The sequence below is a fragment of the Massilia sp. NBRC 108631 genome, from assembly GCF_059704565.1.
The window spans coordinates 24,882-40,163 of sequence record NZ_BAAKJE010000133.1; the positions used below are offsets into that span (position 1 = coordinate 24,882).

At 65.6% G+C, this 15,282-nt stretch carries 10 protein-coding genes; 8 read left to right on the forward strand and 2 right to left on the reverse strand.

Annotated features, from left to right (window positions below; all coding sequences use genetic code 11):
- The first annotated feature begins 4 nt into the window (after positions 1-4).
- From AC6H42_RS14820 to AC6H42_RS14840, 5 genes are all read left to right on the forward strand, one after another.
- Positions 5-2,422, forward strand: coding sequence for a putative bifunctional diguanylate cyclase/phosphodiesterase (locus AC6H42_RS14820; RefSeq protein ID WP_057156672.1), 2,418 nt, complete (start codon positions 5-7; stop codon positions 2,420-2,422).
- Between the two features lie 116 nt (positions 2,423-2,538).
- A complete protein-coding gene (locus AC6H42_RS14825; protein ID WP_082551961.1) occupies positions 2,539-4,710 on the forward strand; it encodes a prolyl oligopeptidase family serine peptidase in 2,172 nt (723 codons plus the stop codon).
- A gap of 102 nt (positions 4,711-4,812) precedes the next feature.
- A complete protein-coding gene (locus tag AC6H42_RS14830; protein ID WP_497548376.1) occupies positions 4,813-7,290 on the forward strand; it encodes a zinc-dependent metalloprotease in 2,478 nt (825 codons plus the stop codon).
- Positions 7,291-7,467: 177 nt separating this feature from the next.
- Entirely contained in the window at positions 7,468-8,670 is a 1,203-nt protein-coding gene (locus AC6H42_RS14835; RefSeq protein WP_497548377.1) for an ammonium transporter, read from the forward strand.
- A gap of 66 nt (positions 8,671-8,736) precedes the next feature.
- A complete protein-coding gene (locus tag AC6H42_RS14840; protein ID WP_497548378.1) occupies positions 8,737-9,795 on the forward strand; it encodes an oxidoreductase in 1,059 nt (352 codons plus the stop codon).
- Positions 9,796-9,844: 49 nt separating this feature from the next.
- On the opposite strand, the gene AC6H42_RS14845 is transcribed toward AC6H42_RS14840, so the two are convergent.
- Positions 9,845-10,420 (reverse strand): helix-turn-helix domain-containing protein, encoded by a 576-nt coding sequence (locus AC6H42_RS14845; protein WP_057156669.1) that lies wholly within the window; start codon positions 10,418-10,420, stop codon positions 9,845-9,847.
- 164 nt (positions 10,421-10,584) lie between these two features.
- Here AC6H42_RS14845 and kbl point away from each other — a divergent pair, with 164 nt between their 5' ends.
- Genes kbl through AC6H42_RS14860 form a run of 3 tightly spaced genes read left to right on the forward strand, consistent with a single transcriptional unit; the run spans position 10,585 to position 14,190 of the window.
- Positions 10,585-11,790: a glycine C-acetyltransferase gene (kbl, locus tag AC6H42_RS14850; protein ID WP_497548379.1), complete on the forward strand. Its 1,206-nt coding sequence runs from the start codon at positions 10,585-10,587 to the stop codon at positions 11,788-11,790.
- Between the two features lie 22 nt (positions 11,791-11,812).
- A complete protein-coding gene (locus AC6H42_RS14855; RefSeq protein ID WP_057156667.1) occupies positions 11,813-12,775 on the forward strand; it encodes an NAD-dependent epimerase/dehydratase family protein in 963 nt (320 codons plus the stop codon).
- 35 nt (positions 12,776-12,810) lie between these two features.
- Positions 12,811-14,190 carry an L-serine ammonia-lyase gene (locus AC6H42_RS14860; protein WP_497548380.1) on the forward strand — a complete coding sequence of 460 codons (1,380 nt, stop codon included), beginning with the start codon at positions 12,811-12,813 and terminating at the stop codon, positions 14,188-14,190.
- Here the strand turns inward: AC6H42_RS14860 and AC6H42_RS14865 are convergent.
- Positions 14,165-15,046 (reverse strand): PEP-CTERM sorting domain-containing protein, encoded by an 882-nt coding sequence (locus AC6H42_RS14865; protein WP_200954001.1) that lies wholly within the window; start codon positions 15,044-15,046, stop codon positions 14,165-14,167. The genes AC6H42_RS14860 and AC6H42_RS14865 overlap by 26 nt on opposite strands.
- Between the last annotated feature and the right edge of the window lie 236 nt (positions 15,047-15,282).

The window sequence follows — 15,282 nt, forward strand, 5'->3', positions numbered from 1 at the left end:
CTGCATGCGCTTCCGATTCCGCAGCCTGGAAAGCCGCATCGCCACCTTATTCCTGGTGCTGATCGTCGCAGTGCAGGTGGTGGGGCTGCTGGTGATCCAGGGCGGCATCGACAGCAACGCGCGCGCCGCCATCGGCGTGGAACTGAACAACGGCGCCAAGGTGTTCCGCCGCCTGCTGGAGCAAAACGCGCAAAGCCTGCGTTTCGGCGCGCGCCTGCTGGCGCGCGACACCGCCTTCGTGGCCGCCATCGGCAACAACGACGAATCGGACCGCGCCACCATCGAGTCGGCGCTGGCCAACAGCGGGCGCCGCATCAAGGCCACCGCCTCCATGCTGGTATCGGCCGAGCGCAAGATTACCGCCACCACCAGCGAGGCGCAGTCGGCCGGCCTGGAAAAGCTGGTCATGAGCATGCTGGACCAGGCCGAAGCGTCGGACGGCGCCAACGGCATTGCCGTGGTCGACCGCTATCCCTACCAGGTGGTGGTGATGCCGGTGAAAGCGCCCATCGTCATCGGCTACATCGTGATGACCTTCCCGATCGACGGCCAGCTGGCGGCCGAGATGCAAAGCGTAAGCGGCCTGCACACCTCCATCCTCACGCGCGACCGCCAGGGCAATTTGCTGCCGGTGGCGTCCACGTTCGGCGTGCCCGTCATCTCCGGGCTGGTGCAGCAATTGCGCGCGGCGCCGGCGCGCCCGGACGCCCCGTTCGACCTCGACGTGCAGGACGCGCGCTACAGCGTGCGCCAGCTGCTGATCGGCGAGGATGCCGGCCAGGCCGTTACCGTGCTGCTGGCGCGCTCCATCGATGAAGCGATTTCCGAGTATGCACGGCTGGAGCGCTGGCTGCTGGGCCTGGCCATTGCCGGCATCCTGATCTCGGCCGCCGTCAGCGTCTTCACCGCCAAGCGCATCGCGCAGCCGCTGACGCTGCTGGCCGACACCGCCAAACGCCTCGAGCGCGGCGACTACAAGGGCCAGATCGAATTCAAGCGCGAGGACGAAATCGGCGCGCTGGCGCAGGCGTTCGACAGCATGCGCGACGGGATTGCCAAGCGCGAGCAGGAAATCCGCCGCCTGGCATACTGGGACACCCTGACCGGCCTGCCCAACCGCGCCCAGTTCGTGCTGCACCTGAACGATTCCCTCGCCGAGGCGCGCAAACGCGAGTCCTCGGTGTTCGTGCTGATGATGGACCTGGACCGCTTCAAGCACGTTAACGACGTCATGGGCCACAGCTTCGGCGACGCGCTGCTGCGCCAGGTGGCGGGGCGGCTGCAGCTGCAACTGGCCAACCGCCGCAACACGTCTGCGCAAGTGGCGCGCCTGGGCGGCGACGAGTTCGTGGTGCTGCTGCCCGATACCGCGCTGGAACAGGCGCAGCTGATTGCGCGGGAAATCCTGGCCGCGCTGGAAACCCCGCTGTCGCTGGAAGACCAGATGGTCGACATCGGCGCCGGCTTGGGCATTGCCGGCTATCCGCTGCACGGCGACAGCGCCGAGGCCATCCTGAGCGCGGCCGAGGTGGCCATGTACACCGCCAAACAGCGCAACGACGGCGCCGTGGTGTACGACGCCGGCTTCGACAAGTCCAGCGAGCAAAGCCTGTCGCTGCTCACCGAGCTGCGCAACGCCATCGAGCGCAACGAGTTCCGGCTGTTCGTGCAACCGAAGATCCTGCTCGATTCCGGCAAGGCGGTGGGCGCCGAGGCGCTGGTGCGCTGGGTGCACCCGGAACGCGGCAATGTGTTCCCCGACCAGTTCATTCCCTTCGCCGAGCAGACCGGCTTCATCCGCGTGCTGACGCGCTGGGTGATGGAGCAGTCGGCCGTGCTGTGCCGCCAGCTGGCCGAGCAGGGCATCGCGCTGAAAATCTCCGTCAACCTGTCCACGCGCGACCTGATGGACCAGGACCTGCCGGTGAAGTTCGCCGACTTGCTGGCGCAGCACCAGCTGGGGCCCGGCTCGTTTTGCCTGGAGATCACCGAAAGCGCCATCATGGACGATCCGGTGCGTGCGCAAAATACGCTGGAGCGCCTGCATGCCATGGGCCTGGAGCTGTCCATCGACGACTTCGGTACCGGCTACTCGTCGCTGGCCTACCTGAAACGGCTGCCGGTGGACGAGCTGAAGATCGACAAGTCCTTCGTCATGAATATGGAGCACGACATCGGCGACACCAAGATCGTGCGTTCCACCATCGACCTGGGCCACAACATGGGCTTGCGGGTGGTGGCCGAGGGCATCGAGACCGAAGCCGTGTGGCGCCTGCTGGCGCGCATGGGCTGCGACCAGGGGCAAGGTTATTTCATGAGCCGCCCCATGCCGGCCGGGCAGCTGGCCGGCTGGCTGGAGCAGTGGCGGCCGCCGATCGCACTGGCCGGCAGCGGCGCCGTGCCGGCCGCGCTGGCCGAATAAAAAGCGCCGCAGCGCCCTCTGGAACATTTCAAATTTGTCACATTCCACGCTATGATCGATTTCGGCGTGGCAATAGCCGTGCCTTCCCCGAACAACATTGGACGAGAATAATTCCTATGCAATTACGACGTGCTTCCCTGATCTTCGCGCTGGCCGCAGCCTTCAGCGGCGCCGCGCTGGCGCAAACCTGCCCCGGCAACGGCTCGGCGGTCAGCTATCCGCTGACCAAGAAGGTCGACCAGCAGGACAACTACCACGGCACCATGGTGGCCGATCCTTACCGCTGGCTGGAAGACGCCAACAGCGCCGAGACCAAGGAATGGGTGGACGCGCAGAACAAGCTGACGCAGGGTTACCTGGGCCAGATTCCGGCGCGTGAAGCCATCAAGGCGCGCCTGACCAAGCTGTGGAACTTCGAACGCTACGGCGTGCCGTACAAGGAAGGCGGCCGCTACTTCTACAGCCGCAACGACGGCCTGCAGAACCAGTCCGTGCTGTACACCATGAAGACCTTGACCGACACGCCGCGCGTGCTGCTCGATCCGAACACGCTGTCCAGCGACGGCACCGTGGCGCTGGCCGGCGCCGCCGTCAGCCCGGACGGCAAGCTGCTGGCCTACAGCACTGCCGCTTCCGGCTCCGACTGGAACGAGATCAAGGTGCGCGCCATCGACAGCGGCAAGGACACCGAGGACCACATCAAGTGGGTCAAGTTCTCCAGCACTGCCTGGAACCACGACGGTTCCGGCTTCTACTACAGCCGCTACGACGAGCCGACCGAAGCGACCAAGCTGGCCGGCGTGAACTACTTCCAGAAGCTGTACTTCCACAAGATCGGCACGCCGCAAAGCGCGGACGTGCTGGTGTATGACCGCCCCGACCAGAAGGAGTGGGGCTTTGGCGCCGAGGTGACCGACGACGGCCGCTACCTGATCATCAACGGCAGCCATGGCACCGAGCGCAAGAACCGTGTCTTCGTCAAAGACCTGAGCAAGAAGGACGCCAAAGTGGTCGGCCTGCTGGAGCAGTTCGACGCCTCCTACGACTTCATCGCCAACGAAGGCCCGCTGTTCTACTTCCGCACCGACAAAAACGCGCCGAAGTCGCGCATCATCGCGATCGACATCCGCAAGCCGGCGCCGGACCAGTGGAAAGAGCTGGTGCCCGAAGCTGCCGAAACGCTGACCTCCGCCAACATCATCAACAAGCAACTGGTGCTGAACTACCTGACCGACGCGCACAGCGCCGTCAAGATCTTCGACCTGAAGGGCAAGCCGGTGCGCACGCTGGACCTGCCGGGCATCGGCTCGGCGGCCGGCTTCAACGGCAAGGCCAAGGACAGCGAAACCTTCTACGCCTACACCAGCTTCACCACGCCGTCCACCATCTACCGCTACGACATGAAGACCGGCAAGAGCAGCGTTTACCGCCAGCCGAAAGTGGACTTCGACCCGGCAGCGTACGAAACCCGCCAGCAGTTCTTCACCAGCCGCGACGGCACCAAGGTGCCGATGTTCATCGTGGCCAAGAAGGGCATCAAGCTGGACGGCAGCAACCCGACCTATTTGTACGGCTACGGCGGCTTCAACGCCTCGATGACGCCGTCGTTCTCGGTGGCCAACCTGGCGTGGCTGGAAATGGGCGGCGTGTACGTGCTGGCCAACCTGCGCGGCGGCGGCGAGTACGGCGAAGCCTGGCACAAGGCCGGCACCAAGCTGCAGAAGCAGAACGTGTTCGACGACTTCATCGGCGCGGCCGAATGGCTGGTGGCCAACAAGGTCACTTCGCCTGCCAAGCTGTCGATCGGCGGCGGCAGCAACGGCGGCCTGCTGGTGGGCGCAGCCATGACGCAGCGTCCCGACCTGTTCGCCGCTGCCATTCCGGCCGTGGGCGTGATGGACATGCTGCGCTTCCAGAAGTTCACCATCGGCTGGGCCTGGACCTCGGACTACGGTTCGTCGGACAACCCGGAAGAGTTCAAGGCGCTGGTCAAGTACTCGCCGCTGCACAACCTGAAGGCCGGCAGCTGCTATCCGGCCACCATGGTCACCACGGCCGATCATGACGACCGCGTGGTGCCGGCGCACAGCTTCAAGTTCGCCGCCGCAGCGCAAGCCGCGCAAGCCGGCGCCAACCCGATCCTGATCCGCATCGATACCAAAGCCGGCCACGGCGCCGGCAAGCCGACCGCGAAACAGATTGAAGAAGTGGCCGACCGCTGGGGCTTCCTGACCCGCGCCCTGCAGATGGACGCGCCAGCAGCGCCGGTCTCGGGCGGCAGCCAGTAATACGGCCCGGCAGGGCGGGTTGCAACCGCCTTGCCGGCCGGCCCCCGGCTTTAATTCACACGCGCCCTCCGGGGCGCGTTTTACCATCCATCGACCATGCCCATGACCAAGCCCGCCACGCTCCTTGCTACGCTGTTCGCCACCTCGCTGCTTAGCGCCATGCCCGTCCTCGCCGCCGAGCCCCCCGGGACGGCCTCCGACCACACCAGGGGCCTGCAAGCGCAGCCCGGCTTCATCGACCTCTGGCGCGACAGCGACAAGGGCAGGGTGCTGCTGTCCGTGGCCGCGCTCGAGCAGCCCTTCCTGCTGGTCAGCTCCCTGCCGTACGCGCTGGGCTCGAACGACGTGGGCCTGGACCGTGGCCAGCCGGGCGAGGTGAAAGTGGTGCGTTTCCAGAAGCACGGCGCCCGCCTGTTCCTTGTGCAGGACAACACCCGCTTCGTGGCCAACTCGCGCGACGCCGGCGAGCGCGCTGCGGTGGCCGAATCGTTCGCCGGCGCCGTGCTGTGGGCCGGCGACATCCTGGCCAGCGACGGCGGCAAGCACCTGGTGGACTTCTCCAGCTTCCTGCTGGCCGACCAGCACGGCGTGGCGGGCCGCATCGCCGCCGCCAGGCAAGGCGCCTACAGCGTGGACCCCAAGCGCAGCGCGGTGCTGCCGGACCTGGCCAGGAGCTTCCCCGACAATACGGAGCTTGAAGCATTGCTGACCTTCCAGGGGCCGGGCCAGGGTGACTTCGTCAAGCAGGTGGCGGCCGACCCGGCCAGCCTGTCCATGCGCCAGCACATCAGCCTGGTGCGCCTGCCGGACACCGGTCCCGGCGCCGTGTCACGCTACCAGCCGCGCCCCTACCATCCCGCATCCGGCGGATTCGACACCGGCTATTCCGACTTCGCCACGCCGCTGGCCAAGAGCCTGGACGTGCGCTGGCAGGTACGCCACCGCCTGGAGAAGTCCGATGCCGCCGCGGCGGCCGCAGGCCTGCCCAGTCCGGTGAACAAGCCCATCGTCTTCTACGTCGACCGTGGCGCACCTGAGCCGGTGCGCAGCGCCTTGCTGGACGGCGCGCGCTGGTGGGCCAGCGCCTTCGAGAAGGCCGGCTTCAAGGATGCCTACCGCGTGGAACTGCTGCCCGAAGGTGCGGACGCCATGGACGTGCGCTACAACGTCATCACCTGGACCCACCGCGCCACGCGCGGCTGGTCCTATGGCAATGCGCTGGCCGATCCGCGCACCGGCGAAATCATTCGTGGCGCCGTCAACCTCGGCTCGCAACGCGTGCGGCAGGACATCCTGATCGCCGAGAGCCTGCTGGCGCCGTACGGCAAGGACGCCGCCCCGGACAAACAGAAACTGGCCGAAGCCATGGCCCTGGCGCGCCTGCGCCAGCTGTCCGCACACGAGGTTGGCCATACGCTGGGCTTCGCCCACAACTTTGCCGCCAGCCGCCACGGCAACGGCTCGGTGATGGACTATCCCCATCCGGTCCTGAAGATCAATGCGCAGGGCGAGATCGACTTGCAGGACGCCTATGGCGCCGGCCTCGGCCCGTGGGACGACTACGTGGTCAAGCACGTCTACGGCCAGTTCCCCGGCGACGAGCAGGCGGCGCTGGCCAAACTGCGCGCCGAAGCGCGTGCCGCCGGCCTGGAGTACAGCGGCGACAGCGACGCCCGCTCGGCCGGCTCCGTCCATCCGCAAGGCCTGCTGTGGGACTTCGGCCCCGACTCCATCAAGACCTGGGACAACCTGACCGCCGTGCGCCGCCGCGCGCTGGAGCGCTTTTCCTTCGACGTGCTGCCGGACGAGCGCCAGGCCGGCGAACTGGAAGCGCGCCTGGTGCCGGTGTATCTGCTGCAGCGCTACCAGGGCGAAGCGCTGGCGCGCCTGATCGGTGGCGGCGACTTTGAATACGCCACCAGCGGCGACGTGAAGGCCGGGCTGGCAAAGGGCGGGGTGCGCACCGTTCCCGCTGCAACCCAGCGCCAGGCGCTGGCCCGGCTGGCCGACACCTTGCGCGCCGAATACCTGGCGCTGCCGGCCAAGGTGCTGGACGCGCTCACGCCGCCGGCGCAAGGCTATGAGCGCAGCCGCGAGTACTTCCAGGGCCGCATGGACAGTGTGTTCGACGCGTTGTCGGCGGCGGAGGCCGGGGCTGCGCACAGTGCCGGCTTCCTGCTGGACCCGGCGCGCCTGAACCGCCTGTCCTGGCAGCACGCGCGCGACGCGCAGCAGCCCGGCGCGGCGGAGACCTTGAACCTGCTGCTGCAGCGCACCTGGAAACGCGAACCCATCCCGGCGTCCGTGGTGGGGGGCGAGGCGGTGCAGACAGCCGCCAACTGGGTGCTGCTGGACGCCACGCTGAACTTGCTCGACGGCGGCAAGCTGCATGCGGTCGTGCAGGCCGAGTTGCGCGGCGTGGCGAGCGAGTTTGCCGCGTGGCTGGCGAAAAATCCGGGGCAGGGCGCCACGGCGGCCAGCCGCAAGCAGGCTGCCGACCTGGTGCGCGCCTACCTGGCCGACCCGCGCAGCGTGAAGCTGCGCGCCATGCCGTCCGTCCCGCCCGGCGCGCCGATCTGACCATCTGCGCACCAAGCTGGCGCCCCGCAATGGTGCGAACGCACCGTCGCGCGGCGTCGCTGGCATTGCCCAAACCCAGTCAAATCAAGCGCTTAGCAATTCGCACCAAATTGGTACGAAATTTGCTTATAAGAACATTCTTTATTTGACTTTGCATTCTTTTGGGGAGTGGCTGGTATGGCTGGTAACAATTCTGGTGCAGACGCGCTGTTTATCCTGCTCGGCGCCATCATGATTTTGGCAATGCACGCGGGTTTTGCCTTCCTGGAACTGGGCACGGTGCGCAAGAAGAACCAGGTCAACGCCCTGGTGAAGATTCTGGTCGATTTCGCCGTGTCCACCATCGCCTATTTTTTCATCGGCTACGGCATCGCCTATGGCGTGGACTTCTTCGCCAGCGCCGAGGTGCTGGCGGCCAGGAACGGTTACGAGCTGGTGAAGTTCTTCTTCCTGCTCACCTTTGCCGCCGCCATTCCTGCCATCATCTCCGGCGGCATCGCCGAACGGGCGCGCTTCAATCCGCAGCTGATCGCCACCGCGCTGCTGGTCGGCTTTGTCTATCCCTTCTTTGAAGGCATGGTCTGGAACCAGCGCTTCGGCTTCCAGCAATGGCTGCTGCACAGCTTTGGTGCGGAGTTCCACGACTTCGCCGGTTCGGTGGTGGTGCACGCCATGGGCGGCTGGATCGCGCTGCCGGCTGTGCTGCTGCTGGGTGCGCGGCGCGGACGCTACATGAAGAACGGCGCCATCGCGGCGCATCCGCCGTCGTCTATCCCCTTCCTGGCCCTGGGCGCATGGATACTCACCGTGGGCTGGTTCGGCTTTAACGTGATGAGCGCGCAGGCGCTCGACAAGATGAACGGCCTGGTGGCGGTGAATTCGCTGATGGCCATGGTGGGCGGCACCCTGGTCGCGGTCCTGATGGGCAAGAACGACCCCGGCTTCGCCTACAACGGCCCGCTGGCCGGGCTGGTGGCGGTATGCGCCGGCTCCGACCTGATGCACCCGCTGGGCGCGCTGGTCACCGGCGGCATCGCCGGCGCCGTGTTCGTGTGGATGTTTACTCTGGCGCAGAACAAATGGAAGATCGACGACGTGCTGGGCGTGTGGCCGCTGCACGGCCTGTGCGGCGCCTGGGGCGGCATCGCGGCCGGCATCTTCGGCCTGAAGGGGCTGGGCGGCATGGGCGGCGTGTCCTTCGTCTCGCAGCTGACCGGCACCGCACTGGGCGTGGCCATCGCCGGTGTGTCGGGCTACGTCATCTACGGCCTGCTGAAAGCCACCCTCGGCCTGCGGCTCGACCCCGAACAGGAATTCCAGGGCGCCGACCTGTCGGTGCACCGCATCACATCCACCCCGGAGCGCGAGGCGAACTGGTAAGCCTCCGTTCCGATAGGCTATAGTTGCGGGGTGTGCGATAGATCAACATGAACAGAAAGGCAAGCCATGCTAGCATGCTCCGTAGGCCTGATCGGATATGGCCTCGCCGGCAAAGTGTTCCACGCGCCGCTGATCGCCGCCGCCGCTTCGTCGGGCCTGAGGCTGGCGCGCATTTCCAGCAGCAGCGCCGACGCGGACGAGGTGCGGTGCAGCTATCCGGGCGTGGTCCTGGACGCCGGGCCGCAGGCCATGCTGGCCGACCCGCACATCGGCCTGATCGTCGTCGCCACACCCAACGCCAGCCACTATGCGCTGGCGCGCGCCGCGCTGGAAGCCGGCAAGCATGTGGTGATCGACAAGCCCTTCGTGGTGTCGTCGGAGCAGGGCGAAGCCCTGGTCGCGCTGGCGAACGGGAAAGGCCTGCTTCTCAGCGCCTTTCACAACCGCCGCTGGGACAACGACTTTCTTACGCTGCGCAACTGCATCGAATCCGGCCGGCTGGGACAGGTGCACTCCTACTTCGCCCATTTCGACCGTTATGCTCCGCAGGTGAAGACGCGCTGGAAAGAGGAGCAGCAACCGGGCGCTGGCATCCTGTGGGACCTGGGCTCCCATCTGATAGACCAGGCGCTTCAGCTGTTTGGCATGCCGCGCGCAGTGACGGCGGACCTGTCCGTGCAGCGCGCGGGCGCGCTGGTGGAGGACTATTTCCACCTTACGATGGACTACGGCCATTGCAAGGCGGTGCTGCGTGCCGGCATGCAGGTGTGCGCGCCCGGTCCGCGCTACGAGGTACACGGCACGCAAGGCAGCTTCTCAAAATACGGCATAGACGGGCAGGAAACCGCCTTGAAGCATGGCGCCAGGCCGGGTGACAAGGGCTGGGGCGGCGACGAAGGCGCTCACTACGCCACGGTGACCGTGATGGCCGCCGGCGTCCCGGTGGCCGAACGCTTGCCCACGCTGGCCGGCAGCTACGAAAGTTACTACGCCGGCATGGGGCGGGCGATCAACGCCGGCCTGCCGGTCCCGGTGGCGGCGGCGGATGCGCTCAACGTGGTGCGCGTAATCGAGGCAGCCCAAGCCAGTCACCGCGAGCGCCGTACCGTCGATTTTCCGTTGTAAATGGCCCCCGGCGCCGCGTCCTGTGTAGCCCTGCTCAGCCCGGCGCCGCTTAGCGGTGGATCACCACCAGAATCGCCTTGGCCTCGGTCTTGCCCGCATTGCGGATGGCATGATCGAGGTCGCCCGGGTAGCGGGCGGTGCCTCCCATCTTGACCTTCTTCTTGCTGCCGCCCACTTCCAGTTCCATCGCCCCGTGCAGCACCGTCAGGTGCTCGGTGGTGCCTGGGTCGTGCGCCTGCGATACCAGTTCCCCGCCGGTCGCCAGCGTCAGTTCGTACCACTCATACTTGCCTGCCAGTTCCATCGGGCCCAGGATGCGCATCGTGTAGCCGGCGTGGGCGCCGGGCAGCGTGGGCGTCTCGTGGGCGTCCAGCACCCTGATCGTTTCCACACTCTTGCCCGACTCGGACAGCAGTTCGCCGATGGCCACGCCCAGCGCATTGGCCAGCCGCCACGTAATGGCGATAGTGGGGTTGGCCTTCTCGCGCTCGATCTGCGACAGCATGGACTTCGATACCCCCGCGATGCGCGACAGGTCTTCCAGCGTCAGCCCGCGCGCCAGGCGCAGGCGTTGCAGGGCGGCGCCGACTTCCGGCGGGGCGTTGTTTGGGACGGATGCGCTCATGCGGTTTTCATTCTTTTATATGTTGCAAAGTTCACTGGCCTTCGGTAATATCCATTATATTGAACTTGAGTTCGAAATAACGGATTTCAGGAGTGCGGTGAAAAAATTGGAGTAAACTCCACTCAACCCACAGCATAACCCCACACCACCAAAAGAGGAAGATCATGAGCGAGCAAGCGAAAAACGCCTTCTACACCGGCCTGCAGCAGAATCTGGATACCCTGCGCGAACAGGGCCTGTACAAGCCGGAGCGCGTGATCGCTTCCCGCCAGGGATCGGAAGTGGTGGCGCAGGACGGCCGCACGCTCATCAATATGTGCGCCAATAACTACCTGGGCCTGTCCGGCGAAGAGTGGGTGGCCCAGGCTTCCATCGAAGCGACCGAGAAATACGGCTACGGCCTGTCGTCGGTGCGCTTCATTTGCGGCACGCAAACCGTGCACAAGCAACTGGAACAGGCCATTTCCGCCTTCCTGGGCACCGAAGACACCATCCTGTACGCAGCCGCCTTCGACGCCAACGGCGGCGTGTTCGAGCCGCTGTTCGACGAGAACGACGCCATCATTTCGGACGCGCTGAACCACGCCTCCATCATTGACGGCATCCGCCTGTGCAAGGCCGCGCGCTTCCGCTACGCCCACAACGACATGGCCGACCTGGAAAAGCAGCTGCAGGACGCCGCCGGCAAGCGCAACAAGATCATCGTCACCGACGGCGTGTTCTCCATGGACGGCACCATCGCCCAGCTGGACAAGATCGTGGAGCTGGCCGAGAAATACGGCGCGCTGGTGTTGATCGACGAATGCCACGCTTCCGGTTTCATGGGCAAGACCGGGCGCGGCACCCACGAGCATCACAATGTGCTGGGCAAGATCGACATCATCACCGGCACCCTGGGCAAGGCCCTGGGCGGCGCCATGGGCGGCTTCACCTCCGGCCGCAAGGAAGTGATCGACACGCTGCGCCAGAAGTCGCGCCCTTATCTGTTCTCCAATACCCTGGCGCCCTCGATCGCCGGCGCCTCGCTGGCCGTGCTCAAGCGCCTGTCCGCCTCCACCGAGCTGCGTGACCGCCTGCACGAGAACACCGCCTACTTCCGCAAGGAGATCGAGCGCATCGGCTTCACCATCAAGCCGGGCACCCACCCGGTGGTGCCGGTGATGCTGTTCGAAGCGCCCGTAGCGCAGAAGTTCGCTGCACGAATGTACGAGCTGGGCGTTTTGCTCAGCGGCTTCTTCTACCCCGTAGTACCGATGGGCCAGGCCCGCGTCCGTGTGCAGCTGTCCGCCGCCCACACCCGCGCGCAACTGGACACGGTACTGGCAGCATTCGAGCAGGCAGGCCGGGAACTCGGCTTGCTGAAGAACTAACTCAGAGAACAGAAAGCACAGCATGGAACGCATTTTAGTAATTGGCGCAAACGGCCAGATCGGCAGTGAACTGGTGGACGCGCTGGCGCAGAAACATGGCGCCCAAAACGTCATCGCCACCGACATCGGCGCCAAAAATGTCTACAACGCAGCGCGCTACCAGGTGCTGAACGTGTTGGACAAGGACGCACTGGCAACCCTGGTGGCTTCCGAAAACATCACCCAGGTGTACCAGCTGGCGGCCATGCTGTCGGCCACCGGCGAGGCGGCCCCGCTGAAGGCCTGGACCCTGAACATGGACGGCCTGCTCAACATCCTGGAAGTTGCGCGGGTGCGCGGCGCCGAGGGCAAGCCGCTGCGCGTGTTCTGGCCATCGTCGATCGCCGCCTTCGGCCCCAACACGCCGTCGCACGACACGCCGCAGCTGACCATCATGGACCCGACCACCATCTACGGCATCAGCAAGCTGGCCGGCGAGCGCCTGTGCGAGTACTACTTCCTGAAATACGGCGTGGACGTGCGCAGCATCCGCTACCCCGGCATCATCAGCTACAAGTCGCCTCCGGGCGGCGGCACCACCGACTACGCCATCGCCATTTTCCACGCGGCGCTGCGCGGCGAGACCTACGAGTGCTTCCTCGGCCCGCAGACCACGCTGCCGATGATCTACATGCCCGACGCCATCCGCGCAACTGTGGAATTGATGGAGGCACCTGCGTCACAAATTAAAGTCCGTTCCTCATATAATGTGGCCGGCGTGTCGTTCAATCCCGCGCAGCTGGCCGAGGCGATTACCCGCTCCGTGCCGGGGTTCAGGATCGAATACAAGCCGGACAGCCGCCAGGCGATTGCCGATACCTGGCCGCACAGTCTGGACGACTGCCACGCGACCGCCGACTGGGGCTGGCGAGCCAAGGTCGGCACCGAAGAGATGGTCAAGGACATGCTGGCGAACATCGACGTCAGCCTGGGCCAGGCCGCCTGAATAGCTACCCGCTAACTACTATAAAGAGACATCCAATGGACATGAGCGTTTTCGACCTGTTTAAAATCGGCATCGGGCCATCCAGTTCCCACACCGTGGGACCGATGGTGGCGGCGCGCCGTTTCCTGGTCGACGCCGGTCCGCTGGATGACGTGGTAGAGGTGGAAGCTGCCCTGTACGGCTCGCTGGCGCTGACCGGTGTCGGCCACGCCACCGACAAGGCGGTGATCCTGGGCCTGATGGGCGAAACGCCGCAGCATGTCGACCCCACGCAAGTGGACGCCATGCTCGCTGCGGCCGAAGCGAACAAGGAGCTGAAGCTGCTCGCCACCCATGCGGTGCCGTTTACGCGCGCGCAGAACCTGCTGTTCCACAAGGCCGAAACGCTGCCCGAGCACCCGAACGGCATGCGCTTCACGCTCAAGCGCGCCGACGGCTCGGTGCTGAGCAAAGTTTACTACTCGGTGGGCGGCGGCTTCATTCGCGAAAAGGGCGAGACCGGCGGCATCGACGGCCGGCCAGCGGTCGAGTTGCCATATCCGTTCGACACCATGGCCCAGCTGCTGGAACACGGCAAACGCACCGGCCTGACCATCCCGCAAATGCTGCGCGCCAATGAGCTGATGCGCGTTTCGGAAGATGAGCTGAACGCCGGCGTGGACCGGATCTGGCACGTGATGCGCGACTGCATCGCGCACGGGCTGGAAACCGCCGGCCAGCTGCCGGGCGGCCTGAACGTGAAACGCCGCGCTGCCGGCCTGTGGCTGCAAGCCAGAGGCGGCGACGTCGCCAACGCGCTGCCGCACGACGCGCTGCACCAGGTGAGCTTGTACGCGATGGCGGTGAACGAGGAAAACGCAGCCGGCGGCCGCGTTGTCACGGCGCCCACCAATGGCGCGGCGGGCATCATCCCGGCAGTGCTGCGCTACTACGCGGAAGACTGCCATCCGAGCGATCCGGTCAAGGGCGTGCGCGAGTTCATGCTGACGGCTGCGGCCATCGGCATGCTGTGCAAGCGCAACGCGTCCATTTCGGGCGCCGAAATCGGCTGCCAGGGCGAAGTCGGCGTGGCTTGCGCGATGGCCGCGGCGGGCCTGGTGGCGGCACTGGGCGGCACCAATCTGCAGATCGAGAACGCGGCCGAAATCGGCATCGAGCACCACCTCGGCATGACCTGCGACCCGATCGGCGGGCTGGTGCAGATCCCCTGCATCGAGCGCAACGGCATGGGCGCGGTGAAGGCCATCACCGCCGCCTCGCTGGCGCTGAAAGGCGACGGCACCCACTTCGTCAGCCTGGACGACGTGATCGAAACCATGCGCCAGACCGGCGCCGACATGCAGGTCAAATACAAGGAAACCTCGCTGGGCGGCCTCGCCATCCACGTAGTCACCGTGAACCACGCCGCCTGCTGACAACGGCAAGCAGCGCCAGGCCGGAGAGCATCAGCGCCCATTGGCCCGGCTCGGGCACCATGGTTACTGCAAAGCTGTCCAGCATGGTGGCGTCGTTGAAGCGCATGGTCAGCGTGTGCGACGAGTCCACCACGCCGCCACAGCATACGTTCGCATCCAGGTAGGCGCCGACATAGAAGGCCTGGCCGGGATTGAGCAGGTATGAAACCGTGGTGGTGACGGAGCCTGTGTCGTAGAGGAACTTCTGGTCCCGCGCGAAGATCGCGGGCAAGCTTGCGCAGCCAGGCCCGGTTGCCGTCCGAAGAATCGGGCAGGTGCTGCCGCTCGCCGCATTCTGATTGTAGTCGAACGCATAGCCTTCAACGTCGAACAGGCTCACCGCGAAGAACGAATGGTTGTATCCCGCGCCGGCGACGGCAGGGGAGAACTGCGAGTCGAGCGTTACGCTCACTGTCAGCTCGAACGGCGTCGCGCCGGAGTAGCGGTAGCCTTGCACGCCCCAAATATTGGCGTCGGCCATGGACGTCTCGCCGTTCGGCGCATCCGGCACATAGTCGGCATTGCTGGCGGCATAGGTTTTCAGGATAGGCAAATACGCGCCCGCGTCAGCCGTGGCCAGCGACCATGCTTCGCCCCGGGGGCTCGAAGCGCTGGAGCTGGCACCCGACTGCCAGCGCGTCGTGCTGCCATTCAGCGTCGGGTTGACCGGGTTGCAGCGCGACATATCGGACCGGTAGCGGCAGTCCCATGTGGCGGAATAGCCGTCAGCGGCAAAACTGGTTTGAGTGGGCGTGGCGTACACTGGAGCGCTGCCCAGTCCGCACACAAAGGAAATTGCCAGCAGCAGACGACGCATGAATGCCTCCAATGTAAAAATGACATCAAAGTACGTCGCCGGATTTTAGCATTAAATGCTGGTGCTGGCCGGGCCTTACGTTTACGTACTTGACTCCCGCCAGCGCCCGGTTTTCCACGTTCGGGATGATCCCTAACCGGTCGCGCTCAAGAAGGTAGACGGCACCGTAGTGACCATAGGGAAGCTTGCCGATCTTCTGCTGCGCGGGGTTTGGGCACAGCGGCTGGCGGGCGTGG